Annotated in this window: 18 protein-coding genes; 2 read left to right on the forward strand and 16 right to left on the reverse strand. The window is 66.7% G+C overall.

Features of this window, described 5'->3' with window-relative positions:
• Positions 1-41 precede the first annotated feature (41 nt).
• From CURSPS6_RS06335 to groES, 11 genes are all read right to left on the reverse strand, one after another.
• Positions 42-386: a hypothetical protein gene (locus tag CURSPS6_RS06335; protein ID WP_030014948.1), complete on the reverse strand. Its 345-nt coding sequence runs from the start codon at positions 384-386 to the stop codon at positions 42-44.
• Positions 383-4,696 carry a hypothetical protein gene (locus CURSPS6_RS06340; protein ID WP_051687683.1) on the reverse strand — a complete coding sequence of 1,438 codons (4,314 nt, stop codon included), beginning with the start codon at positions 4,694-4,696 and terminating at the stop codon, positions 383-385. Before CURSPS6_RS06340 ends, CURSPS6_RS06335 begins: the two co-directional genes overlap by 4 nt.
• A 210-nt stretch (positions 4,697-4,906) precedes the next feature.
• The gene (gene guaA, locus CURSPS6_RS06345; RefSeq protein ID WP_051687684.1) at positions 4,907-6,505 is read right to left on the reverse strand and encodes a glutamine-hydrolyzing GMP synthase; all 1,599 of its coding nucleotides are present in this window, start codon (positions 6,503-6,505) and stop codon (positions 4,907-4,909) included.
• Positions 6,506-6,606: 101 nt separating this feature from the next.
• The gene (locus tag CURSPS6_RS06350) at positions 6,607-7,170 is read right to left on the reverse strand and encodes a DUF3817 domain-containing protein (protein ID WP_030014954.1); all 564 of its coding nucleotides are present in this window, start codon (positions 7,168-7,170) and stop codon (positions 6,607-6,609) included.
• A complete protein-coding gene (locus CURSPS6_RS06355; RefSeq protein WP_030014955.1) occupies positions 7,160-8,152 on the reverse strand; it encodes an SURF1 family protein in 993 nt (330 codons plus the stop codon). The genes CURSPS6_RS06350 and CURSPS6_RS06355 overlap by 11 nt, the downstream gene beginning before the upstream one ends.
• A gap of 87 nt (positions 8,153-8,239) precedes the next feature.
• Positions 8,240-9,373, reverse strand: coding sequence for a GuaB3 family IMP dehydrogenase-related protein (locus tag CURSPS6_RS06360; RefSeq protein ID WP_030014956.1), 1,134 nt, complete (start codon positions 9,371-9,373; stop codon positions 8,240-8,242).
• A gap of 39 nt (positions 9,374-9,412) precedes the next feature.
• On the reverse strand, positions 9,413-10,930 hold the full coding sequence (gene guaB, locus CURSPS6_RS06365) for an IMP dehydrogenase (protein ID WP_030014957.1): 1,518 nt from the start codon (positions 10,928-10,930) through the stop codon (positions 9,413-9,415).
• A gap of 156 nt (positions 10,931-11,086) precedes the next feature.
• A complete protein-coding gene (locus CURSPS6_RS06370; RefSeq protein WP_051687685.1) occupies positions 11,087-13,207 on the reverse strand; it encodes an acyltransferase family protein in 2,121 nt (706 codons plus the stop codon).
• A gap of 368 nt (positions 13,208-13,575) precedes the next feature.
• The gene (locus tag CURSPS6_RS06375) at positions 13,576-15,660 is read right to left on the reverse strand and encodes an acyltransferase family protein (protein WP_030014960.1); all 2,085 of its coding nucleotides are present in this window, start codon (positions 15,658-15,660) and stop codon (positions 13,576-13,578) included.
• 200 nt (positions 15,661-15,860) lie between these two features.
• A complete protein-coding gene (gene groL, locus CURSPS6_RS06380) occupies positions 15,861-17,447 on the reverse strand; it encodes a chaperonin GroEL (RefSeq protein WP_030014961.1) in 1,587 nt (528 codons plus the stop codon).
• A gap of 51 nt (positions 17,448-17,498) precedes the next feature.
• Complete coding sequence (gene groES, locus CURSPS6_RS06385) at positions 17,499-17,795, reverse strand: co-chaperone GroES (protein WP_030014963.1); 297 nt, start codon at positions 17,793-17,795, stop codon at positions 17,499-17,501.
• A gap of 233 nt (positions 17,796-18,028) precedes the next feature.
• Between groES and CURSPS6_RS06390 the strand changes: the two genes are divergently transcribed.
• Both CURSPS6_RS06390 and CURSPS6_RS06395 read left to right on the forward strand, forming a co-directional pair.
• A complete protein-coding gene (locus CURSPS6_RS06390) occupies positions 18,029-19,276 on the forward strand; it encodes a THUMP-like domain-containing protein (RefSeq protein ID WP_030014964.1) in 1,248 nt (415 codons plus the stop codon).
• Positions 19,277-19,399: 123 nt separating this feature from the next.
• Entirely contained in the window at positions 19,400-20,575 is a 1,176-nt protein-coding gene (locus CURSPS6_RS06395; protein WP_035810263.1) for a glutamate--cysteine ligase, read from the forward strand.
• Between the two features lie 15 nt (positions 20,576-20,590).
• Here the strand turns inward: CURSPS6_RS06395 and tsaD are convergent, their stop codons facing one another.
• Genes tsaD through alr form a run of 5 tightly spaced genes read right to left on the reverse strand, consistent with a single transcriptional unit; the run spans position 20,591 to position 24,835 of the window.
• Positions 20,591-21,715 (reverse strand): tRNA (adenosine(37)-N6)-threonylcarbamoyltransferase complex transferase subunit TsaD, encoded by a 1,125-nt coding sequence (gene tsaD, locus CURSPS6_RS06400; RefSeq protein WP_030014967.1) that lies wholly within the window; start codon positions 21,713-21,715, stop codon positions 20,591-20,593.
• Positions 21,702-22,277, reverse strand: coding sequence for a ribosomal protein S18-alanine N-acetyltransferase (gene rimI / locus CURSPS6_RS06405; RefSeq protein WP_082470151.1), 576 nt, complete (start codon positions 22,275-22,277; stop codon positions 21,702-21,704). The genes tsaD and rimI overlap by 14 nt, the downstream gene beginning before the upstream one ends.
• Positions 22,274-22,999, reverse strand: coding sequence for a tRNA (adenosine(37)-N6)-threonylcarbamoyltransferase complex dimerization subunit type 1 TsaB (gene tsaB, locus CURSPS6_RS06410; protein WP_030014970.1), 726 nt, complete (start codon positions 22,997-22,999; stop codon positions 22,274-22,276). Before tsaB ends, rimI begins: the two co-directional genes overlap by 4 nt.
• A gap of 25 nt (positions 23,000-23,024) precedes the next feature.
• Positions 23,025-23,609: a tRNA (adenosine(37)-N6)-threonylcarbamoyltransferase complex ATPase subunit type 1 TsaE gene (gene tsaE / locus CURSPS6_RS06415; protein WP_030014971.1), complete on the reverse strand. Its 585-nt coding sequence runs from the start codon at positions 23,607-23,609 to the stop codon at positions 23,025-23,027.
• The gene (gene alr / locus CURSPS6_RS06420; protein ID WP_082470153.1) at positions 23,606-24,835 is read right to left on the reverse strand and encodes an alanine racemase; all 1,230 of its coding nucleotides are present in this window, start codon (positions 24,833-24,835) and stop codon (positions 23,606-23,608) included. Before alr ends, tsaE begins: the two co-directional genes overlap by 4 nt.
• Positions 24,836-24,844: the final 9 nt, after the last annotated feature.

Here is a 24,844-nt window from a genome sequence, read left to right on the forward strand (position 1 = left end):
ACGGCTCGGCGGGCTCCGGGGTGCGGCGGGCCCGGCGCAGATTACCCCCAGTGAGGCGGGCGTTGCTCCAAGAGCCACCGGCCCATCTCGTCACGGCTTGCCCCGGGTGAGGTCTTCCCCGCGGCGTCGCTCGAACCTGCCGGGCCGGGGACAGGCCCGAACCCGGCAAGGCGTTCCGGTTCACCCTGGCTCGTGCTGGTTCCGCCGCTAGCCCGACGAGGACCCCGATGCCGGTAGCGACGACGTCCGGCGTCGTCGGTCTCCGGCCGCCCGGTCGGCTCCCGGTCGGCCGCGCCGCCCCGCCCGGTCGGCTCCCCCGCCGGGGTCGAGGTCCGACCGGCGTCCAGGGGCCCGTCCGGAGCGTTCACGAGCTCGGTGTCCTTCACGACGGCCGCTCATCCTCCGACGGGATGTCCAGACCCAAATAGCCGAGGATCCGGTTGGCGACGGCCTGCGGATCGGTGAAGACGTCGACCGTCCACAGCGAGGCCTGATTCCACCCGGTGCGCTCCAAACGCTCCGGGCGAAGTCGCGAGCGCTCCCGCACCGACGAGGCGGCGTACCGCGCGGTCCCGTCGGTCGAGATCCCCACGGGAAGCCTCAGCCCGCCGATCGCCGGCCCTTCCTTGGGACCCGCGGTCCGCGCCCGGGGGCTCGGCACGGCACCGGCCGAGAGGGACTCCGTCTTCGCCGTGGCGATGCCGTCGACCTCCTGCCCCGGTGTCAGGGTGACGTCCGCACCGGAGCGACGCAGGCGATGGGCGAGGTCGGCCAAGAGCCAATCGGCCTTGTATTCGTCTTCTTGCACGTCACGCACGGAGAGGAACTCGCTGCCGGCGTGCTCCGGAGCCAGGATCGCCGAGACACGCTCGTCACCCTCGGTGGCCTGGTGCGCCGCGTCGTATTCCTCGAGGAAGGCCACGAAATCCTTCATGCCTTCAGCCAAGGCGGATTCCTTCAGGCTCTCGAGGCTCAGCGAGCTCACGATCCTGGTCTGGAACCGTGCGGTCGACATGGCCTTGACGAACCGCTGACGCCCGTGGGGCTCGGCCAGCTGGCCGAAGTGAGACGCCTGGGCCCCGGCCGCCGGGGCGACACCCAGGCTGAAGATCACGCGATCCCGGGTGAGCCCCTGTGCGCGGGCCACGTCCAAGATGCGGAAGGGCTCCAGGCCGGGGTCAAAGAACTCACGGAGCTCCGGATGGCTTTCCAGGCCGAGGCGAACCCCCTCGGCGATCCGGGCCGCGTGCCGTGAGCCCGCGGTGAGGACCGCGAGGGACTGCCGCGGGTTGCGGGCCGCGTGATCGAAGACCATCTCGACGACGGCCTTGACCTCCGCCTTGGGAGACTCGACTATAGGCGCTCCGACGTGATCGTCCGGTTGCGGGTCACGCAGATAATCCACGACGACGGACCGCTGCGAGGTGACCGCCTCCTCCCCGAACGGCATGGTCTCCAATTCGCCGCCGTAGAAGGCCTTATTCAGGTAGGAAACCAAGGTTTGGTCCCGGGCTTCGTGGATTCTGCCGAGAGAGGTTCCCGGAATCATCTGGGAGAGCACATCGAGGACCGACTCCACCGCATCGTCGGACGGGGCGTGATCGCCACCGGTCGTGGGCGAGACGATGAACGGTTGCGGGTATCCGGCGTGCTGGTCGCCGAAGGCGATGACCTGATCGGTTCGGGCCAACGCGGACAGACACGTACCGAACGGCGTGGATTCCGAGTCCAGGATGACCACGGCATCGACCCGGGCCGAAGCCGGCAGGGCTCGTCCCACACCGAACGGGCTCGACAACCACAACGGCCGAAGCCCCGCGACCATATCGGGTGCGCGATCGAAGTAACCCCACAGGCCGATCGGTGCGCCCTTGAGGATCTGGCGAAGTTCCCTCGCCTGGACGGGCTTCAGCTGAACCCGTCGATTCCAGCCGCGCGCCGCGGCGTATCGGACTCGAGCCGGGCCCGAGGCGATGTGGGCGGCGTCCGAGCGCCGGAAGGTGGACTCCCACTGCGCCAGCGACTTCCCGCTCACCAGGTTGACCTCCGGCCGATCGAGCATGATCTCGAAGGCCGACTGCCACCACGCGAGGTCGAGCTCCGCGCCGACCTGGCGCGTGGGGACGTGACGTTCCTCGAGGTCGGCCAAGAGCTCTTCGAGGCCTTTGCTCCGCAGGATGTGAAGAAGCTGTTCCCGTTCCGGCAGGGTGTCCAGCAGGAAGCGATCATTGGCCATCGCCTCGAAGGTCTCCAACAGCTCGGAGATCGAAATGGTGAAGTAGTCCTTGCGGGACGGGCTCTCCTCCATGACGATGGCGAGGTCCGCGACGCCGTCGGCCAACCGCCCATAAGCGCTTGTCATCTCCGCCAGTTGCCCGGGTAGCTGGACCGTGCGGCCCTCGTGGGCCCACTCCTGCCACTGTTCACGCTGCGCCTGAACGGTGATGAGCGCCTGGTGGAGATCGTCGATGTGCACTTGCGGCGCAATGTACTCCTTGGCGGCCCGACGTAACCGGGACCGCTGCAAAGCGGACATCTCGATGCCTCGCTCCCGGCGCCACGTCGCCGAGGCCGTCGCCGCGATCAGATCGGTCACGGGGCGTTCGAAGATGTCTCGATTAAAGCGCCGCAACGAACCGCGGATCCCATCGAGCAGATTCAGTTGCTTCTTCCACCCGCCCAGGCTGTTCTCTGGCCTCAGACCGATGGATTCGAAAGTTTCGCTGATCTCGGAGCGCAAGGACCGCGTCTGTTGTAGCAGGTCCCGCACGAGGGCCCGCGCCTGTTTGGTCTCTTCCGTATTGACCAAGCGCGCGCCGTACCAGGGAGCGGTGCGCGTCGTGGGGTTGAAGGCCCTGAGTTCCGAGACCCTCTCCAACTGGGCCACGGTTTCGTCCCGGTCCACCGTCGCGTCCATCACGGCGCGCTTGAAGCGGACCCGGGTCGAGGGCGCGTGGTCCCGCGAGGTCAGTTCCGCGAGCGTCTGCATGGCCTGAAGGGGCGAGACGCCCCAGCGCTCGTCGCGCCACCGCAGGGAATCGACGTGCTGGATGAGTTTGCGGCGGCTGTCGACGAGGTCCTCGTGAAGCCCGCCCAAGCGAGGCTCCACGGCACGTTCGTAGCGCACGATGGCATCGATGAAGTCCCTCGTCAGGCCGTCGGCGGAATGTTCCTCGCCGACCTCCAGGGTCAGGTCCTCGAGACCGAGTTCCGCGAGCCGACGACGCACGTTGGCGAGCGTCTCCCGGCGTTCGGCGAGGACCATGACCGATTTTCCGTCGGCCAACAGCCCGGCCACCACGTTCAGCGCCGCGCGGAGGTGCTGGGTGCCCGCCGGCGCCGTCACGGTCATCGACTCTCCCGCGCGAGCGCGTTGCACGATGTCGGAAACGCGCTCGTCGGCGTCGTACACGAGGACTTCGTCGGCGGGATCCACGTCGTTCGGGTGTTTCGGCGTGGAGGTGAACTCGCGCCGGGTCCGCGGGCGGTGAACCTGCGCCCGATTAAGATTCGATGCCTCCCGCAGCAGACCCGACTCCGCCCTGGTCGGAAGATCGCCGACGGTGTCCGACAGGTCCGCAAAGGTCGAGATCACGGTGCGGGACTCGATGTGCATCCCGGGCACGTCCATGCAGGTCGAACGCATCGCTTCGAGGACGGCTTCCGGGGTGAGCCTCGAACCGGAGGTCGCCTTTCGATGAACGCCCTCGGCGTAGAGGTCAATTCCGAAGTCACGACGAAGCTGACGAACCATGGCCGGGTTCAACCGTGCCGGTCCGTTGATGCGCAGTTCGAAGTCGTCCCCGTCCGGATGGGGATTGATGACAACCGGAGCGAGCAGGACCGGCGCGATATGCCGGCGTTCCCCCCGGGCCCCGTCGGGCACGCGCGACGGGTGACGCGACGCGAACCACGAGGCCGTTCCGGCGGCGAGGAAGCCTGCGTCGAGGCCATGGTCCGCGTCGAGTTCAAAGATTTTGGCCCGGATGGCTCGCGCGGCACGGACGCCGTTGGTGAAGGCGCCCCGGTCCCGCAGGATCGTCGAGAGGCGGGTCTTGCGACCGGCCAGCAACTGGGCGTAGCCGGAGGGATTCGAGGAGGTGAGGTCAATGTGGACGTTGTCGACCATATTGAAATCGAGCAGAGCGTCGGGCCCGGTGTACACGTCGACCTGGTGAAGCCAACGTTCCAGGAGAAGCTCGTCGTCGGCGTCCGCGGTGGCGGCCTGTTCGTCTTCGGCCTCGTCCGAGGCGGTGTCCCCGGAGGGCCGGGCGGCCGCGCGAGACCCTTCGTGGGGTTCCTCGGCTCCGGTCTCGGCGGGCTCTGGCTCGGGTTTGGACGCAGACTCCTGGGCCTCGGCCGGAGAGGGGTCCTCCGTTTCGGGGTCGGGTACGACGCTCAGTGCCGAGACCGATGCCAACGATTCGGGTCGCGCGGATTCGACATCCGCCTGGCCGACCGCGGCGATCCGAACGTCGTGGTCGGTCGAGCGTTCCGACCCCGTGGAGACCGCCTCATCGGCATCCCCGCTCGCATCGGAGGGTGTGCCCTGGGGTCGGGGCTCGACCGGGGAACCGCCCGACGTCGCCTCGGGCGCCGGTTGGGCGGCCCAAGGTGCCGAGGCCTTCGAGGAACTCGACGCCGAATTCCTCGACGGGTCCTTCTCGTGCTGATCGGCGGAATCTGGCTTCGTCACGTTGTCTCTGCTTCCGTGTGGTCGGAGGGTGTTCGCGCATCGTCTGGGCGACGGTTATCCGGCGCACCACATCTATAGTAAGAGGTCTCTTCCGTCGATGTCGCACCTGCGGGCTTTTCCACCGTTAAACGGAATCGTGGCCCGACGCGCTGTCAACGTGTCGGGCCACGATTCACTTCCGGACGCCGCCGGGGCGGACGACCGAGGGGACTACTCCCATTCGATGGTTCCCGGGGGCTTCGAGGTCACGTCGAGGACCACTCGGTTGACCTCCTCAACCTCGTTGGTGATGCGATTCGAGATTCGCGCGAGCAGGTCGTAGGGAAGCCGCGACCAATCGGCCGTCATGGCGTCCTCGGAGGAGACCGGACGCAACACGATCGGGTGGCCGTAGGTGCGCCCATCGCCCTGGACGCCCACGGAACGTACCTGCGAGAGCAGGACGACCGGCATCTGCCAGACTTCCTCGTCGAGTCCGGCGCGCGTCAGCTCCGCGCGTGCGATGGCGTCGGCGGCGCGCAGAACCGTCAGGTTCTCCCTCGTCACCTCGCCGATCACGCGAATGCCCAGGCCCGGTCCCGGGAAGGGCTGCCTCGCGACGATCTTCTCGGGGACCCCGAGCTGACGACCGATCGCGCGCACCTCGTCCTTGAACAGGGTCCGCAGTGGCTCCACGAGATCGAAGGCCAGGTCCTCGGGCAATCCCCCGACGTTGTGGTGTGACTTAATATTCGCCGCGCCTTCGCCCCCGCCGGACTCCACGACGTCCGGGTACAGGGTTCCCTGAACCAAGAACTTGATGTCTTCTCCGCTTCCGCCGGCCTCAGCAACGAGCTTGCGCTGCGCGGCCTCGAAGGAACGAATGAATTCGCGACCGATCGCCTTGCGCTTGGTCTCGGGGTCGCTGACCCCTTCCAGGGCGCTCAGGAAGCGATCGGATTCATCGATCGTGACGACCTTGATGCCCATGGTCTCGGCGTAGTCTTCTTCAACCTGTTGCCGCTCCCCTTCGCGGAGGAGCCCGTGGTCGATGAAGAAACAGGTCAGCTGGTCGCCCACGGCGCGGTGGACCAGCGCCGCGGCCACCGAGCTGTCGACGCCGCCCGACAGCGCGCAGATGACCTTCGCGTCACCCACCTGCTGGCGGATCTTCTGGACCTGTTCCTCGATGACGTTGCCCGTGGTCCAGGTGGGGGTCAACCCGGCCACGTTGAACAGGAAGTTCTCGAGAATCTGCTGGCCGTAGTCGGAGTGCTTGACCTCGGGATGCCATTGCACCCCGCCGAGCTTGCGGGACTCGTTGACGAAGGCCGCCACCGGCGCGCCTTCCGTGCTTGCCAGGACCTCGAACCCGTTCGGGGCCTCCGTGACGGAATCGCCGTGGCTCATCCACACGTTCTGCGCCACCGGGGTGCCGCCGAGGAAGGACACCCCGCCGCCGGTCAACGTGGCGTCCGTGGCGCCGTATTCGCGCAGGCCGGTCTTGGCGACCTTACCCCCGAGGGTCTGCGCCATCACCTGGAATCCGTAGCAGATCCCGAACACGGGGACTCCGGAGTCGTACAGGTCAGGGTGCCCCGCCGGGGCACCGTCGGCGTAAACGCTCGAGGGGCCCCCGGAGAGAACGATCGCGGCCGGATTCTTGGCGAGAATGTCCCGGGCGGACATCGTGTGCGGCACGATCTCCGAGTAGATGTTCGCGTCACGAACGCGTCGCGCGATCAGCTGGGCGTATTGCGCGCCGTAGTCAACGACCAGGACGGGGCGGTCTTCCAGCTCGGTCGACGCCGAGTTTTCGGATGGGGTCACTGCCTTACCTTCGGGGTTGGGGTGGATGCGTGCACGAAGCCTCGGGCTCTCCCGTGCTCCTCGGACCTCAGTCTAGGACACCGGGAGTCTCCGGGCCCGAGCTAGTACCTCTTGGTGGATTTGGGGTTCGCGGCGACCTGCGCCACGGTCTCGCGATGGATCTTGCGCTCGACGATGAATGACAGGAACGGCACGACGCCGCCCAGTGCCATCACGATCAGCTGCGGCAATGGCCACCGCATGAGCAGCCACAGGCGGAAGCACGCGAGCAGGTAAATCACGTAGAACCAACCGTGGACGATCAGCACGCCGGTCGAGATGTTCAACCCGCCGGTGAGGTTGCCGGTGTGTCGATTGAGCCAGCCGAGCGCCACGTTCTCACCCGTCGCGGCGTTGGTCGCGCCGGCCATCAGGTCGTAGCCGAACGCGTATCGGGTGATCATCTCGATCACGAGCAACAGCAGGAACGTACCCGAGATCCAGGCGCAGTACTTGTAGAGCGACAGGGCGCCCCGGATCTGGGCCTGCGTGCCGCCGAATTTGCGCCGCGTGACCCGGGGCTTCCCGGATGCTGCCGGGCTCGCATCGCTCGGCAACGTCACCTTTTTGCCGTCGGTTCTCTCGACGGGTCGGGGGCTGTTCTCGGGTGTGGGTTTATCGGTCACCGTGGTTACCTCGTTGCTGGTTGTGGGCCGATTCCGGCGTCGGTTCCGTCGTCTCCGTCGCATCGGATTCGTCGAAGTAGTAGTACTGCTCGTGCTCGGAATCGTAGTAATAGTGGCGGCCCGTGTCCTCTTCCAAGAACACGTTCTGGCTGCCTTCGGGGGCGAATTCGTAGTACTTCTCGGGGTGCGTCATGCGCTCGTGTTCATCGCTCAGGAGCCGCCACCAGAGGAAGACCGCGAAGATCGCGAAGACCACCCACTCGATGGCGTAGAAGATATTGAGCCAGTTCACGGAGTGATCGACGACCTGTTCGGTGTGGATCTTGTGCATGCCGGCTTGGGGATCCGTGAGGCTCGCGTCCGGCCGGACGCGCCCGTCCTGGGTGAGGGGCGTCGGCTGCCCCTCGGGGGTCTCCGAGGTCGCGGTGATCGTTCCGGCGTAGAGCGGCGCGTCCCAGATATTCGTCAGCTGCGCCGTCGCCGCCGAACCGAGAATCTGTTGCGAGCCGGCCTTCCGCGTGGTCACCGGGCCTTCGTTGGCCACCAGGCGCCCGGTCACGGTGACCGTCCAGGTCGGCTCCGCGCCCAAGCTCGTGGGATCCGAGTTGGTCGTGAAGCCGCGGGCGACGGCGACCGAATACTTCTCCGAGCCCTGGCCGGCGGTCTGGTCGGTCTGCAACTGGCTCACGACCCAGTAGCCCTTGGTCCCGTCGTTGACGCGGTTCTCGACCAAGCGACTCGAGTGCTCGACGTAATGCCCCGTGACGGAAACCATGGAATCCGCCTGGCTCGCGAGCACGGGCGACAGCGGCTTGGCGACCTTGTCGAGGGGCTGAACGGTCTCCTTGGCGGGATCCGCATTGATCTGGTGCGAATCGGCCGACCCCAGTTGCCACTGGCTCAGAAGCATGAAGCCCGTGGCCAGGGCCAGCGCGAGCACCAGTGCCCCCAGCCACCGGGGGGTGAAGGCTAATTTGAGCACGTCGTCCAGTCTATCGGTTGAACCTGGGGCTTCCCCAAGTCGTCAAGGGACCGGCCCGCGGGTGCCGCGGGCCGGTCCTCGCGGTCATCAGAATTGCGGGCGGCCGGCCAGCAGAACGTCGGAGCGTTGGAACTCCTTGAGGGTCGAGTAACCGGTCGTGGCCATGGCCCGCCGCAACGCTCCCATGAGATTCGAGGTTCCGTCCACGTGGTGCGACGGTCCGTACAAGACCTCTTCCAGCGAACCGACCTGGTTCATGGGCGTCCGGGTTCCGCGCGGGAACTCGTGGTGATGGGCCTCGGGACCCCAGTGATAACCGCGCCCGGGGGCCTCGGTCGCACGGGCCAACGGCGCTCCCACCATGACGGCGTCGGCGCCCATGGCCATGGCCTTGACCATGTCGCCGGAGAGGCCCAGGCCGCCGTCGGCGATCACGTGAACGTAGCGCCCGCCGGACTCGTCGAGGTAGTCGCCGCGCGCCGCCGCGACGTCGGAGATCGCCGACGCCATCGCCGCGTGGATCCCCAGGGCACGACGCGTCGTGGTGGTCGCTCCTCCCCCGAAGCCCACGAGCACGCCGGCGGCGCCGGTCCGCATCAGGTGCAGGGCGGGGGTGTATCCGGCCGCCCCACCGACGATCACGGGAACATCGAGCTCGTAGATGAACTTCTTCAGGTCCAGGGGCTCCTGATTCTGCGAGACGTGCTCGGCGGAGACCGTGGACCCGCGGATGATGAACAGATCGGTTCCGGCGTTGACCACGGTCTTGTAGAACTCTTGGGTCCGCTGCGGGGTCAGCGCGCCCGCGACCACGACGCCGGCCTCGCGGATCTCCGCGAGACGCTCGGTGATCAGTTCGGCCTTGATCGGCTCGGCGTAGATCTCCTGCATGCGACGCGTCACGTATGACATGTCGTCCCGGGGCAGGAGCGAGATTTCCTCGAAGTAGGGCTGCGGATCTTCGTAGCGCGTCCAGAGTCCTTCAAGATTGAGCACGCCAAGACCGCCCAGCTTGCCCAGAGCGATCGCGGTCTGCGGTGACATCACGGAGTCCATGGGTGCCGCGAGAATCGGGGTCTCGAAGGTGAACGCGTCGATCTGCCACTGGGTGGAAACATCCCGGGGATCGCGCGTGCGCCGCGCGGGAACCAGGGCGATGTCGTCGAGCGAATAGGATCTGCGGGCGTTCTTGGAGCGCCCGATCTGGATGTCGTTGGACACGGTTTTCCTTCTGCGCATCGGCTTCCCGACGCGGCGGATCTAGCGGCGGTAGTTGGGCGCTTCGACGGTCATCATGATGTCGTGAGGATGCGATTCCTTCAGACCGGCGGGAGTGATGCGCACGAACTTTCCCTTGTGCTTGAGTTCGTCGATGGTCATCGACCCGGCATAGAACATCGTCTGGCGCAGGCCTCCCTCGAGCTGATGCAGGACGGCCGACAGCGGGCCTCGGTACGCGACCTGACCTTCGATGCCTTCCGGGATGAGCTTATCTTCGCTGTTGACGTCCGCCTGGAAATAGCGATCCTTGGAGAAGGATGCCTTCTTGCCGCGCGTCTGCATGGCCCCCAGCGAGCCCATGCCGCGGTATGCCTTGAACTGGTTGCCGTCGATGAAGATGAGATCTCCGGGAGACTCGTCGCAACCGGCCAGCATGGACCCCAACATCACGGAATCGGCGCCGGCGACCATGGCCTTGCCGATCTCTCCCGAATGCTGGAGGCCACCGTCGGCGATCAGCGGGACGCCCGCCGGGATCGTGGCCTTGGCGGATTCGTTGATCGCGGTGATTTGGGGAACGCCCACGCCGGCGATGATGCGCGTGGTGCAGATGGATCCCGGGCCAACCCCGACCTTGACGGCGTCCGCGCCCGCGTCGACGATCGCCTGGGCGCCTTCCCGGGTCGCGGCCTGACCTCCGACGATATCCACGTGATCGGCCGCGGGGTCCTTCTTCAAACGCGCGATCATGTCCAGCACGCCCTGGGAATGGCCATTGGCCGTGTCGATGAAGAGGGCGTCGACGCCCGCCTCGATGAGGGCCATGGCCCGCTCGTAGCCGTCGCCGAAGAACCCGACCGCGGCGCCGACCCGCAGGCGATCCTCCTCGTCCTTGGTCGCGTGCGGGTATTGCTCGGTCTTGGTGAAGTCCTTGACGGTGATGAGGCCGGTGAGCAGCCCGGCGTCGTCAACCAGCGGAAGCTTCTCGATCTTGTGCGCCGCGAGCAGGCCGAAGGCCTCGTCCTTGGTCATTCCCTCGTGCCCGGTGACCAGGGGCATTTTGGTCATGACGTCGCTGACGCGGCGCTCGTCGAATTCCTGCTCGGGAAGATACCGGGTGTCGCGGTTGGTGATGATGCCCAGGAGGACGCCCTCGCCGTCGACGACCGGCAGGCCCGAAACCTTGTATCGGCCGCACAGATCGTCCAGTTCCCGAAGGGTCGCCTCCGGGGAAATGGTCACGGGATTCGTGATCATGCCGGACTCGCTGCGCTTGACGCGGTCGACGTGCTCGGCCTGATCCTGGATCGACAGGTTACGGTGGATGACCCCCATGCCGCCCAACCGCGCCATGGCGATGGCCATGCGGGAATCCGTGACGGTGTCCATGGCCGCCGAGATAATCGGCGTGTTGAGCGTAATACGCTTCGACAAGCGCGTGGTCGTATCCGCTTCGGACGGATTGACGTTGGTGTTTCCCGGGAGCAGGAGGACGTCGTCGTACGTCAGACCTGTCAGGCCGAACGGATCGTCGGAAAGGGCGGTGGGCTGATTCAAGGGTGGTGAACCTTTCGCATCTCGCGTCTCGGCATCGGCACGGAAGACGTGCGTCGAGCTTTGCCCTCCATCATAGGACGATTGGCAATCCCGTAAACGACCGATCCCGCACCCGGTGAGAGGGAACTCTCACCGGGTGCGGGATATGACGCCCACCTACTTCGGTGCCGACAACCCCTTGTCGGAGGTGCTCAGCGCGTCGCCGAGGCGCTGGTCCATGAACTTCTTCATCGACCGGATGTACGTGGCCGTCAGGTGGCCGCTGTCCACGTACGTGTAAATGTTGCCGATGGCGGGGGGACACATTCCGTCGGGGCAGATGAGATCGTCCATGTCCACGGCCCCGTATCCGGGGATCTCCTGCTCCCACGGGAGCGTCGGGTCCGGCGTATTCCCCGTGACGTGGGGGAAGGTGCACTCCTCGAAGCTCTTGTCCTCCTCGCAGTCGGCCTGCGACTCGGAGAAGCGCGCGTTATCGCGAATGCCGATCACGCCGATCCCCTCGCTCGTCCACTTTCGGACCTGATCCTCGGAGCCGGCTCGGATGTCCTCGCCCGACCCGTCATAGGCCGTGAAGGTGGACTGGATGATCAGGTTATCGGGATGCCAGTCCTGAATCGCGGCCTCGGCCTTGGGGATCCACTCCTGGCAATACGGGACGTCATGGTTATCCTCGACGCTCGTGAAGAAGCATCCGGGCTCCCGGATGAACACCAGATCCCAGTTGCGGTCCTTGGCCTGAGCCTCCATCGCGGTCATCCACTGTTCGGTGTGGCTGTTGCCGACGGCGACCACGTGCTTGGACGGATGATCGTTCTCGACGACGTGGTAACACGCCTCGCCGTCCAGCCCGTGCAGGTCCTTGCCGAAGTCGTCCTCTTTCGAGCACTCTTCGCCCATGCCGTTGAACTGCGCGAAGTCCTCGCTGCGCTTGAGCGCCGTGGGGAGCAGACCGGGGTGTTCCTCTCCGCGATACGTGTACTCGGGATCCAGGATCTCGGCGCCGGGGTTGTTCTTATCCGCCTTGGCCTCAATGTTGTGGGTGACCAGGGCGATGCGGCCCTGCCACGCGATCACGGTTCCGGCTCCCAGCACGATGCAGGCGGCGATCACCACGAGGGCTCGCCAGCGTTTGGCCTCGGACCACTTCCAGGTGCGCACCGGCGTATCCACGAGCCTCGTCAGCAGATATGCGGCCACGATCGAGACGGCCAGGATCACCAGGCCCGAGAAGAGACCGGCCTTCTCGCGCTCGGTGTAGGAGAGGTAAAAGACCAGCAACGGCCAGTGCACGAGATACAGGCCGTAGGAGTTCGACCCCAGCCACACGAGCGGCTTCCATTTCAGGATGCGGTCGGCGCCCCACCATGTGGTGGACTCACCGCAGATGATGATGAACGCCGCGGCGAGGGTCGGCCACAGGGCGATGTACCCCGGGAACTGCCCCTGAACGTCGAGCAGTGCGCCGCAGAGCAAGATGGCGAGCAGGCCCACCCAGGTCAAGACGGCGCTGATCCCCTTGGGAACCTTGATCCAGGGCAGAACGATCGCGATCAGGGAGCCGAGGGCGAATTCCCACAGGCGCGCGAAGGTGTTGAAGTACGCGGCGGTCTGGTTGGACTCGGTGTAGTACACCGAAAACGCAAAGGAGCCGACGAAGACGATCGCGAAGATCACGGCCAGGGTGACCCGGGCCTTCGACCGGAACTTGATGACCAAGAAGCTGCCGAGCGCAAAGAGCAGCGGCCACATGAGGAATATCTGTCCCTGAATCGACAGGGACCAGAAGTGCCGGAACGGGGACGCCGCCCCGGAGTCGGCCGCGTAGTAGTCGACCGCGTTGAAGATCGAGAACCAGTTCTCGTAGTAGAAGATGACCGAGTAGGCCTCGTGCATGATCGAGGACCACTGGGCCGGCGAGAGCATGAACCTCGTGGTCACCAAGCTGGCCGCGACGATGATGGCGACCAGGGGCATGATGCGCTTGAACACGTGGACCCAATAGGTGCTCAGCTGCGTCCACCCGATGCTGACCCCGCGCTCGATCTTTCCCGTAAAGGACAGCGTCATGAGGAACGCCGAGATCATCAGGAACACATCGACGCCGCCGGAGACCCGGCCGAACCAGATGTGATAGATCGCGACGAGGAGCACGGCAAAGGCGCGAAGTCCTTGAATTTCCGGTCGGAACGCGCGCTTTCGACGGGGTTGCGCCTCGGGTGCGGAGGCGCCATTCGACGGTGCGGGGGTTGTGCCGTCGCCTTGAGATTGTGTCATGCAACTTCCTGTGTTTGCCTCTGCCGAGCAGCCTCACAGCGCCGGCGGTCGTCCTGGGCAACCAGTTCGGTCGGCGCCCGCCCCGCAATCCACGGGTCGTCGGGGGCCGGCCTCTGCACGGGTGGCCACGCGCTCCATGGCGCGCGGCAAGGACTTCGCTACATGCTATGCGCCTCGGCCACGATTTTCAGAACCTCGGCATCCAAGGTTCGGAGGAATCCTACCCCGCGGTTGACGACGCCCATTCTGCCCTCCCGGCATCTGACGGCTCCTCGGGCGGCATGCCGGGCGACAAGGGGGCATAGGCTTCCCCGCGGTCGAATCCTCCGTGACAATAATTACCTTCGTCTCGGGCCTCGCGCGGCGATTCATGCCCTGGCGGCCCGGGCCTGGTCGATGGCCCGGTCCAGCCGTTCTTCGAAGACGTGCTGGGTGGTCGCCACGAAGGTAGCCGTGAGGTGGTTGTCGTCCACGTAGGTGTAGACGTTGCCGACCGACGGGCTGCACACACCGTGCGGGCAGATGAGATCATTCATGTCCATCGTCCCGAATCCCGGATGGCTCGGCCCGACCCACTCTTCCAGGGGATTGGTCCCGGCACGGATCGGATTCGGGAAATCGCAGGCGGACCCGAGCCGTTCACACTTCTCGTGAGACTCCTCGAAACGCGGGTTATCCCGGAACGCCACGACGTCGGTCCCCTCCTGGGCCACCCTGGCCAGGAAATCTTCGGTGCCGGGCCTGATGTACTCCCCCTCGGCACGATCACGCGTGTAGGTCGAGGCCGTCCCCTGCGTGAAGAGCAGATCCGGCCGTCGATCGAGAACGAGCTGCTGGGCCTGCGGGGCCCACTCCTGACAGGTTTCATCGAAGGAATTATCTTCCGGCGTGGTCAGGAAGCACCCGTGCTTGATGACGATGATCAGGTCCCAACCACGCCGTTCGGCGGTCGTCGACAGGGCCGTCAGCCACTGCTCGGTGTGGCTGTTGCCTACCGCCATGACCGTGGCCGATGGTTGATCGTTGCGCACCGGGTGGAAACAGGTGCCGTCCTCCAGACCGTCCGTCTCGATGCCTTCCGACTCGCACGAGGCCTCGCCCGAATACAGGTCCTCGACGCGTTGCGTCGGGTACGGCAGCTCTTTGGCGCTCGGGCCCTGGCCCGGTGGCGAGGCGGCGGCACCCGCGGCGACCGCCTGGGCTCCTGGATTCTTCTGGGCGGCGTTCTGGACCACGTAAGGCCCGGTCATGTACGAGATGTACTGATTCCAGCCGACGACGGTGGCCGGAACCACCGCGATCATGGCCGCGCACCAGGCCAGGCCGCGTCGTCGGGTGGCGTTGGGCCAGGCCCACCTTCTCAGCGGGGTCTCCACCGCGGCCGTCAACACCGCGGCGGCCAGGATGGACACGCCCAGCAGCCCGAGCCCGGCCCACGGCGTGGCCTTTTCCCCTCCACGAAAGACCAGGTAGAACACCAGCAGCGGCCAGTGCACCAGATACAGCGCGTAGGAACGTCCGCCCAGCCAGACCAGCGGCCTCAGCGAGAGTAACCGCTCGACGCCCCATCGCGTCGGTCGTTGGCCGGACACGATCACGCAGCTCGCGGCGACCGTCGGCCACAGCGCTCCCCACCCGGGGAAAGCGCCCTCGACGTCCAGAACGAAGCCGCAGGCCACGATGGCACCCAGCCCGAGCCAGCCCATGACCGTGCGAAGCCACTCGGGCAATCTCAGTGCCGGTGCGGCAAAGGCCACCAACGTCCCCAGGGCGAATTCCCAGGCGCGCGCCCACGTGTTGAAATAGGCGCCCTCCTGGTCGGCCGCCGTGTACAGCACGGAAAAGACGAACGAGGCGCCACCAATGATCCCGAACCACGCGCTCAGCGTCGACCGAACCGGCAGACGACGACGGCCGATCACCCACCCGGCGACCGCGAAGAGGATAGGCCACAGGATGAAGATCTGCCCCTGAACCGACAGGGACCAGAAGTGCCGCAGCGGCGAGGCCAGCGACGTGTCCGTCGCGTAGTAGTCCACATCCGTCGCGGCGGAGAACCAGTTGTTCCAGTACAGGACGACCGAAACGGCCTCGGACATCATCTCGTGCCAGCGGGACGGCGGATACCACAGGCGCGTCGCGAGCAGCACGCCAAGAACGGTCAGGACGCAGAGCGGAACGATCCGCTGAAAGACCCGGACCCAGTGGCCGATCAGCACGCGGAGGGTCAAAGCTTCGCCCGACTCGATCCGGCGCGCGAAGCTGCCCGCCATGAGAAAGGCGGAAACCATCAAGAAGACGTCGACTCCCCCGGAGACCCGGCCGAACCAAAAGTGGTAACTCGCGACCAAGAGGACCGCGACGGCGCGAAGCCCCTGGATATCGGGCCGGAATCGTCGTGCCGCCCCGGGGACGGCGTGGCGCGACCCGCGTCGTGTCGCCGATGTGTTCATGAAATTCTCACCGCGCGGTGTGGCGCGCTTTCGTCTCCGATGGTCGGGGCCTGGGCCCGGCTTCGCTCTTCTTGACCATCTAAGGTACGTCACCCGCGGCTCTCAGGCATCCTTTCGCGGGTAAACGTCACGTGCACACAGCACAACGTCCCCGCCACCAAACGGTGACGGGGACGTGGTGATACGGGGAATCGGATCGACTATTCGTCGTCCTCTTCGGGCTTGTCGACCACCAGGGTCTCCGTGGTCAGCACCATCGCGGCGATGGACGCCGCGTTTTCCAGTGCCGAACGGGTGACCTTGACCGGGTCGATCACGCCGGCCTTCAGCAGGTTCTCGTATTCACCGGTCACGGCGTTGAAGCCGTGCCCCGGCTCGAGCTCCTGGACTCGGGACGCGACGACGTAGCCGTCCTCGCCCGCGTTCTCCGCGATCCAGCGCAGGGGCTGAACCAGGGAACGGCGGACGATGTCCACTGCGGTCCGGGCGTCCTCGCTCGCAAGGCCGAGGTCACCCTCCAACGCCTTACCGGCGTGGACGAGAGCCGAACCACCGCCGGAGACGATGCCTTCTTCGAGCGCGGCACGCGTCGAGGACACGGCGTCTTCGATGCGATGCTTGCGTTCCTTGGCCTCGACCTCGGTCGCGGCGCCGACCTTGATCACGGAAACTCCCCCGGCCAGCTTGGCCAGGCGCTCCTTGAGCTTTTCGCGATCCCATTCGGAATCCACGCGCTCGATCTCGGAACGGAGCTGAGCCACGCGATCGGCGACCGCTTCGGCGGAACCGGCTCCGTCGACGACCGTGGTGTTGTCCTTGGTCACCGTGACGCGACGGGCCGTGCCGAGCTGCTCGAGGGTCACCGAGTCCAGCGAAATGCCGAGCTCGCTGGTGATGACCTCGCCGCCGGTCAGGATCGCGAGATCCTGCATGATTGCCTTGCGGCGATCCCCGAAGCCGGGGGCCTTGAGGGCCACGACGTTCAGGTTGCCGCGCAACTTGTTGACGACGAGGGTCGACAGGGCCTCACCCTCGACGTCTTCGGCGATGATCGTCAGCGGCTTCTTGGCCTGCACGACCTTTTCCAGCAGCGGCATGAGGTCGGCGATCGCCGAGATTTTGCCCTGGTAGATGAGGATCGCGGAGTCCTCGAGGACCGCTTCCTGGCGCTCGACATCCGTGACGAACGACGGGGACAGGTAGCCCTTGTCGAACTGCATGCCCTCGGTCACGGACAGTTCAATCTCGGTCGAGGAGCCGTCCTCGATCGTGATGACGCCGTCCTTGCCGACCTTCTCGAAGGCCTCGGCCAGCAACTCGCCGACCTGCGGAGACTGAGCGGAGATGGCAGCGACGTGCGCGACCTCTGCACCCTCGACCTCGCGGGCGTTTTCACGCAACCGCTCCGAGACGGCCTTGACGGCCGCCTCGATACCGACGCGGATTTCGCTCGGCGCGGCGCCGGCCGCGACGTTGCGCAATCCTTCGTTGACGAAGGCCTGGGCCAGGACCGTTGCCGTGGTGGTGCCGTCTCCGGCCACGTCGTTGGTCTTGGTGGCGACCTCCTTGGCGAGCTGAGCACCGAGGTTCTCGTACGGATCGTCGAGCTCGACCTCGCGCGCAATGGTCACGCCGTCGTTGGTGATCGTGGGAGCGCCCCACTGCTTGTCGAGGACCACGTTGCGGCCACGCGGGCCCAACGTGACCTTGACGGTATTAGCGAGCTTGTCCACGCCGGCCATGAGGGCCTTGCGGGCGGCATCGTTGAATTCCAACTGCTTTGCCATGAACTACATGACTCCTTACGGATCTACTTGACGATGCGGACGCGTCGAGACTTACTTCTCGACGACGGCCAGCACGTCGCGCGCGGACAGCACGAGGAATTCCTGGCCCGAGTACTTGACCTCGGTTCCGCCGTACTTCGAGTAGATGACGACGTCGCCTTCCTGGACGTCCACGGGAACGCGGTTGCCCTTGTCGTCGACGCGGCCGGGACCGACAGCTACGACCTTGCCCTCCTGGGGCTTCTCCTTGGCGGTATCCGGGATCACGAGGCCGGATGCGGTAGTCTGCTCTGCCTCGACGGGCTGAACGACGATGCGGTCTTCGAGGGGCTTGATGGAGACGGACATAGTGACCTTCTTCCTTGGATGGATCAATACAATGGCGTGAGCCGTGTGGGGCGTGCCAACCGTCGTCGCGGTGCCGATTGAGCGCCAGGCCCAGTTAGCACCCTAAGTCCCAGAGTGCTAGACACGACTCTATTCCCGGGTTTAGCAGAGGGTCAAGGCGAGTGCCAGGTTTCGCGGACAGCTGTAATGCGACGTCTCCCGCTGGCCTGCGACGACCCCGATACAGTGGGCCCGTGTCCGAATTCTTCTCCCCCGCAGAACTCGAGGTCCTCGAGAGCATCGATTACCGCGAATCCGAGGTCCTCAAGATCTCCACCGATCTGAGGCGCCGCGGTCTGGCCCCCGAACGGGTCTCCGCGATCCTGACCCAAGCGAAACTACGCCACGAGGCGATCGCGAAGTGGGGACCCGACGCCGGCCGCTCGCTCTTGACCCGGGCCGGGCTGGAACAGTCCACCCGCCGCGGCGTGGCCGACCGGCACGCGCACCGTTTTGCCGATGCCGGAATACGCACCGTCGCCGACCTGGGCTGCGGCCTCGGGGCCGACTCCGCGGCCTTACTACGGGCGGGCATGACGGTGCTCTCCGTCGAGATCGACCCGGAGACCGCCGCGGCCGCCCGCCACAACCTCTCCCGTTTTCCCGGCTCCGAGATCCGACAGGGCGACGTGATGGAGCTGGATCCTCGTACCCTCAGAACGCAGGCGGGGCATCCCGTCGAGGCGCTGTGGCTCGACCCGGCCCGCAGAGAGACCACCGGCGGCACCACGTCACGGCTCTTCGACCCCGAGGCTTTTGCGCCCCCGTTCTCCGCCATCACCCGGTGGGCGGCAACCGGCATGCCCATCGGCGTCAAGATGGGTCCCGGGATGGATCGGTCCGCGATTCCCGACGGCGCGGAGGCCGAGTGGGTCAGCTGCGGGGGCGACGTCGTGGAGCTCGTGCTGTGGTTCAACGCCTTGGCTCGGCCCACCGTTCGCCGGGCGGCGACGTTGCTGTCCGCCGACCCCCTGGACCCGGAACCGGTCGCCGCCCTGGACGCGGAAACGGACTTCGACACCGAACCGCCCGAGCCCGCCGGCCCGCCGTTGCGCTACCTCTACGAGCCCGATGGCGCGGTGATTCGCGCCGAGCTCGTGAACCGCCTGGTCACGGCCTCCGGAGGCCATATGTTGGATCCACGAATCGCCTACGTCACCTCGGATCACCGCGTGGACCTGCTCTGGGCCACCGGTTGGGAGATCGAGGAGAGGCTTCCGATGGGCGTCAAACAGCTCAAGAAATGGGTGCGCCAGCGAGGAATCACGCGACTGACCATCAAGAAGCGCGGGGTCGACGTCGTCCCCGAGGCCCTCCGGGCGCAACTGCTCGCCGGCACCAAGAGGTCCGCCAAGGGCCCGGAAGCGACCCTTATCCTGACCCGGTGGGAAACCCCCGACGGAGAGCAACGCGCGGCCTTTTCGGTGCGACGAATCGCGTGACCGTGCCGCCGCGGCCGAGCTCATGGCCGCGGGAAAGAGCCCCGCGTGTCGTCCCCCGCTTCAGGTCTCGTACCAGCAGGTTTGCACCGCTAAGATGAATTGACTCTAGCCGCAAGGACTCCCATGATCCCCTTTTCCTCTTCCCCACAGTCGAGCCTCGGCATCGAGTGGGAGATTGCCCTCGCCGACCGCGAATCGGGCGACCTCGTCTCCGCCGCGGCCGAGCTCATGGCCGCCGTCGAGGCCTCGCACGGAGAGTTCCTTGAACCCGAGGGATTTTCGCCGCAGGTGACCGGCGAATTTCTGGCGAACACCGTGGAGGCCGTGACCGGCGTCTGCGCGACCGTCTCCGAGGCCACCGACCAACTCACGAGAATCGCCGAGGTGCTCCAGCGCTGCGCCGATCCCCTGGGCGTCGATCTCTACTCTGCCGGGACCCACCCCTACGCGAGGTGGACCGAGCAGCCCGTCACGGCGAAGGATCGGTACGAAAAGGTCCTGGAGAGGACCCAGTACTGGGGACGACAAATGCTCGTCTACGGTGTCCACGTCCACGTGGGGCTCGACTCGCGGGATAAGGCCCTCCCCGTGGTGCGTCGGCTCGTGAGGTACTACCCGCATCTTCTCGCGCTCTCCGCGAGTTCCCCGTATTGGGAGGGCGTGGACACCGGATACGCCTCCCAACGGGCCATGATCTTCCAGCAACTACCCGCCAGCGGCATTCCCTACCAGTTCACGCAGTGGGCCGAATACTCCGACTACATCGAGGGGCTTATCGCTTCCGAGACGATCGAGGAAGAGTCCGAGAACCGCTGGGATATCCGGCCTGTGGCCCGATACGGGACCGTCGAGATGCGGGTGTGCGATGGATTGGCCACCGTCCAGGAGATCGGCGCGATCGCGGCCCTGACGCAGTGCATCGTCGAAGAGGCCTCCCGCACGATCAACAATGGCGGCACCGTCGACGGCCTGCCCCGTTGGTACGCCGAGGAAAATAAATGGCGCGCCGCCAGGTACGGCTTGGACGCCCGGGTAATCGTCGCCGCCGACGGTTCGGTTCGGCCGGTGGCCCAGGAGCTCGAGGAGCTCGTCGACCGGTTGGAACCGATTTCCCGCGACCTCGACTGCGAGGCCGAACTCGCCCACGTACGCCAGATCATCCGCGGCGGGCCCGGCTACATTCGGCAGCGCCGCACGTTCGAGGAATCCGACGGAAGCCTCCGCGAGGTCGTTCGAACGATCGTCGGCGCGACCCGAGAAGGGCTTTCCACACCCGGGGAGTCCGCGGCGGCTCGCTGATCGCCGGAGGTCGGCCTAAGCCGGTGCGCCCTGAACGGAGACGGTCGTGACGGGCAGCGACGGGTCCACGGCGAAGCCGAGCCCGGTCGGCTCGACACCGCTCATCACCAGGCGCGCGCCCAGCGCCGCGACCATGGCACCGTTATCGGTGCACAGCGAGAATTTCGGAACCACCAGCCGTATCCCGTGCTCCGCGCAGCGTTGGGCCGTCAGGGCGCGAAGCCGAGAGTTGGCCGCCACGCCACCGCCCAGCAGCAACGTCTCGATGCCGTGTTCGTCGCACGCCAGCATCGCCTTGGCCGTGATGACCTCGGCGACCGCTTCCTGGAAGGAAGCCGCGACGTCGGCGACGGGGACTTCGCCGCCGTCGGCCTCGATACCTTCGACGACCCGTGCGACCGCGGTCTTGAGGCCCGAGAACGAGAAATCGTAGCGATGCGGGCCCGGCTCCTCGGCGGTCCCCATGTATTTGCGCGCCGTCAGCCCGCGAGGCAGACGGAATGCGGTGGGGTCTCCCGAGGCCGCGGCCCGATCGATCGCGGGGCCGCCCGGATAGTCCAGGCCCAGGATGCGAGCGACTTTGTCGTAGGCCTCCCCCGCCGCGTCGTCGAGGGTCGCCCCGAGCAGAACCACGTCCGAGGTGATGTCGTTGACCTTGAGTATTTCGGTATGACCGCCCGAGACCAGCAGGGCCCCGAGTCCCGAGGGAAGGGCATCGGGTTCGGCCTCCGCGGACACCTCGACCCCGTCCAGGAGACCGACGCCCACGTGCGAGACGAGGTGATTGACGGCGTACAGCGGCTTGCCGGTGGCCACGGCGAGGGCCTTGGCCGCGCTCACGCCGACCATCAGGGCGCCCGCGAGGCCGGGACCGCTCGTCACGGCGATCGCGTCGATGTCCTCCAGCGTCACGCCGGCTTCCGCGAGCGCGGCGGTGAGGGCGGGGATCATCGCCTCGAGGTGGGCCCGCGAGGCGATTTCGGGGATCACGCCGCCGAATCGAACGTGTTCGTCCATGGAGGAAGAGACCGTATTGGTCAACAGGGTGTCGCCGGCGACGATGCCGATGCCGGTCTCGTCGCAGGATGACTCGATTCCCAGCACGAGCGGCCCCTGAGACGTGGATTCAGCGGTGGTCATCGGTGGTCTCCTTCGTGATGCTTTCGTGGGGGCCGTGCAATTCGAGACTCATGATGATGGCGTCATGGCCCCCGGCGTAGTAGCCGCGGCGTCGATGGATCGAGGCGTATCCCATGGAGGCGTACAGACCGTGGGCCCTCATATTGTCCGCCCGCACCTCCAGCATCATGGTCTCGGCACCCGCCCGCATGGCCTGTCGCTGCAGACGGTTCATGAGCCAGCGACCGATCCCCCGGCCTTCGTGGCGGGGCGCGACCGCGATCGTCTGGACGTCACCGGTCTCCGCGACGGCCATCATGCCCGCGTAGGCCACGACGGCGCCGTCGCACTCGACGACCGTGTAGCGGCGAGTTGGATGGCAGATCTCGGCCAGGAACATGTCGACCGGCCAGGCGTCCTCCGGGAAGAGCCGAATTTCCAGCTCGTGGACCGCCTCGACGTCGGCGAGGGTCATCGCGCGGGCCTGATATCCCTCGGGCAGGGTCGAGGCGTCGATCGGTTCCTCGCCGGTCTCGAGTTCTTGCGGCCGCGTGGGACGGGGGCCAATGCTCGGTTGCGTCATCGGGTGGCACGCTTCCGCTCCGAGGGCACGCGGGCGTCGGATTCGCGCAGGTAGAGCGGGCTCGTCGACGCGGCGGTCGCGCCGAGTCCCTGACGCAGGGCGGAACGAATCAGCCATTCCGCCCAGGGCTCGTCGTCCTGGTGGTCCGGCAGGGGCGACAGGGCATCGGAATACAGCCGTGCCCCGCGGCCGGCGGTCGGGATCTCGGGATCGAGGCTCGTGGCCGGCCCGACCTGGGGCTGGCCGAGGCGCCGGTAACCGGCCTCGGCCTCGGAGCTCCGGTCGAATACTTCGTAGAGGGCGGAATAGACCTCGCGTCGGCGGGCGTCCGTGGCGACCCGGAACGTTCGATGCCCCTCCCGGTGGGCATCCATCCAGGAGTCCTCGGCGACCGCGTCGAGGCTCATGACGCCCCGGAGAGGCACGCCCCAGGCCCACGCCATGGTGCGCGCCGTGGCGATTCCGGCGCGGAGGCCGGTGAACGGTCCGGGGCCGACTCCCGTGAGGATCATCCCGAGGTCACGGCCCGCGATGCCCGCCTCGTCGAGGATTCGTCGAATGCCGGGGGCCATCGCTTCGGCGTGGGATCGCGTGTCCTCGGTGTGAAAACTTCCCAGGACCTCGACCGGACCGGCATAGCCGCCGCCTTCCGCCGCGGCGTCGTCGACGCGCATCAAGGCGCCGCTGGCAATGGACGATGTATCGCAACCGAGAATGAACACGGCCCACAGTCTACCGTCAGCCGACTCAGCCCATGGCCGCGTTGCGCACTTTGCCGTGCAGGTCGGCCACCTCGCGCTCGCCCCACCTCGGGCCCACGAACCTCATGGTCAGACGGCGCGGCTCGGTGTCTTCCTCCTCGCCGCTCACGGGAACCGCTTCCTGGCCGAGGGATCGTTCCAGATCGATCTCGACCCGAGATTCGTGAAGATGCTCCACGAGCCCGGCGCCCCACTCGACCACGGTCACGGATCGGTCCATCGAATATTCGAGGTCGAGGTCGTCGACCTCTTCCGGGCTGTTCAGCCGGTACGCGTCCACGTGCACCAGGTCCGGGCCGCCGGGCCGGGATCCGTCCGGATCGTTCGGATGGATGCGGGAGAGCACGAACGTCGGGGAGATCACGCCACCCCGCACCCCGAGGCCGTCCCCGAGCGCCCTGGTCATGGTCGTCTTTCCCGCGCCGAGCTCCCCCGTGAGGATGACCAGATCTCCGGCGCGCAGATTCCCTGCGAGCGCGTGCGCCACGCGCGCGGTGGCCTCCCGGCTATCCAGGATCAGCTCGAGCGAGCGCGGGATCGCGCCGTCGGTCTCCGACAAGGGCTGGGTCATGATCGCGACTCCTTGAGGTAGACGCGGTCGAGCCGAGGCGACATCCGCGTGACGATCTCGTAGTTGATGGTCCCGGCGGCGTGCGCCCACTCGTTGACCGACGGGTTCTCGCCGGAACCGAAGAGGACAACCGGTGCGTGGAGATATCCCAGCTCGGGGTCCGAGAGCCCCGGACGTCCCAGGTCGACGACCATCTGGTCCATCGCGATCCGGCCGACCTCGGCGTAGGTCGCGGAGGCGTCCCCCGTGGGATAGATGCGAACAGGGCCGCCGGTCGCGACGCGGGGAACGCCGTCGGCGTACCCGACGGGGACGAGCGCCAAAGTGGTCGCGCGCTCGGTGCGGTAGCGGAGGCCGTAGGAAACCCCCTGACCGGCCGGGACCTCCTTGACGGAGCTGACGAAGGTCTGGACGGTCATGGCCGGTCGCAGCCCCCAGTCCTCCGGCGTCGTGTCTTCAAGCGGCGAGAGCCCGTAGAGGCCCAAACCCACGCGAACGGCGTCGCGAGTGATTCGGTTTCCGTGGCTGTCCGCGTATCGGGACGCGGTGAGCATTCCGGGGGTATTGGCGATGTGCACCGTCTCGGGGCGCAGGCCAGCGTCGCGGGCAATCCGCTCGGCGGCGTCCAAGTGGTCCAGCTGTTCGAGGGTCTGCGGTCGTTCGGGCTCGTCCGCGACCGCCAGGTGAGAGAAGATGCCGACGACGCGGATCAGCCCCTGGGCCTCCAGCTCGACGGCGCGACCGACCATCGTCGGCCATTGGGCGACGGTGCACCCGTTGCGTCCGAGTCCCGTGTCGATCTTGAGGTGCACCTTGGCCGGGATGCCGGTCCGGGCCGCGGCCTCCGCCGCCGCCTCGAGGTCCCAGCCGGAGACGCCGATCTCGATGTCGGCCTCGAGCGCGGCGTCGAAATCGGTCGTGCCCGTGTGCAACCAGGCGAGCATCCTCCCGTCGACGCCGGCGGCCCGCAGTTCAAGGGCTTCCCGGATATGGGCCAGGCCGAGCGCCTGGGCGCCGGCCTCAAGAACCGTCCTGGCCACCGGCTCCGCGCCGTGCCCGTAGGCATCCGCCTTGACGACCGCGATCAGTCCCGCATCGCCGATGAGCTCTTGAATCCGCCGAACATTCGAGGCGATCGCGTCCAGATCCACGAGCGCCGCGCGTTCCGGCGGCGCTTGGTCGAGCAGGAACTCGTGACGGTAGTTTTCGGGCTCCTCCGGAGCCATGGGGGAATG

Source organism: Curtobacterium sp. S6 (genome assembly GCF_000710345.2).
Taxonomy (GTDB): Bacteria; Actinomycetota; Actinomycetes; order Actinomycetales; family Micrococcaceae; genus Rothia.

Bases quoted from the DNA above. Each gene is read 5' to 3' on its own strand.
- alr (WP_082470153.1), bottom strand. From the start codon at position 24,835: ATGGCTCCGGAGGAGCCCGAAAACTACCGTCACGAGTTCCTGCTCGAC.
- rimI (WP_082470151.1), bottom strand. From the start codon at position 22,277: ATGACGCAACCGAGCATTGGCCCCCGTCCCACGCGGCCGCAAGAACTC.
- CURSPS6_RS06375 (WP_030014960.1), bottom strand. From the start codon at position 15,660: ATGAACACATCGGCGACACGACGCGGGTCGCGCCACGCCGTCCCCGGG.
- tsaE (WP_030014971.1), bottom strand. From the start codon at position 23,609: ATGACCCAGCCCTTGTCGGAGACCGACGGCGCGATCCCGCGCTCGCTC.
- CURSPS6_RS06370 (WP_051687685.1), bottom strand. From the start codon at position 13,207: ATGACACAATCTCAAGGCGACGGCACAACCCCCGCACCGTCGAATGGC.
- groL (WP_030014961.1), bottom strand. From the start codon at position 17,447: ATGGCAAAGCAGTTGGAATTCAACGATGCCGCCCGCAAGGCCCTCATG.
- CURSPS6_RS06395 (WP_035810263.1), top strand. From the start codon at position 19,400: ATGATCCCCTTTTCCTCTTCCCCACAGTCGAGCCTCGGCATCGAGTGG.
- tsaD (WP_030014967.1), bottom strand. From the start codon at position 21,715: ATGACCACCGCTGAATCCACGTCTCAGGGGCCGCTCGTGCTGGGAATC.
- groES (WP_030014963.1), bottom strand. From the start codon at position 17,795: ATGTCCGTCTCCATCAAGCCCCTCGAAGACCGCATCGTCGTTCAGCCC.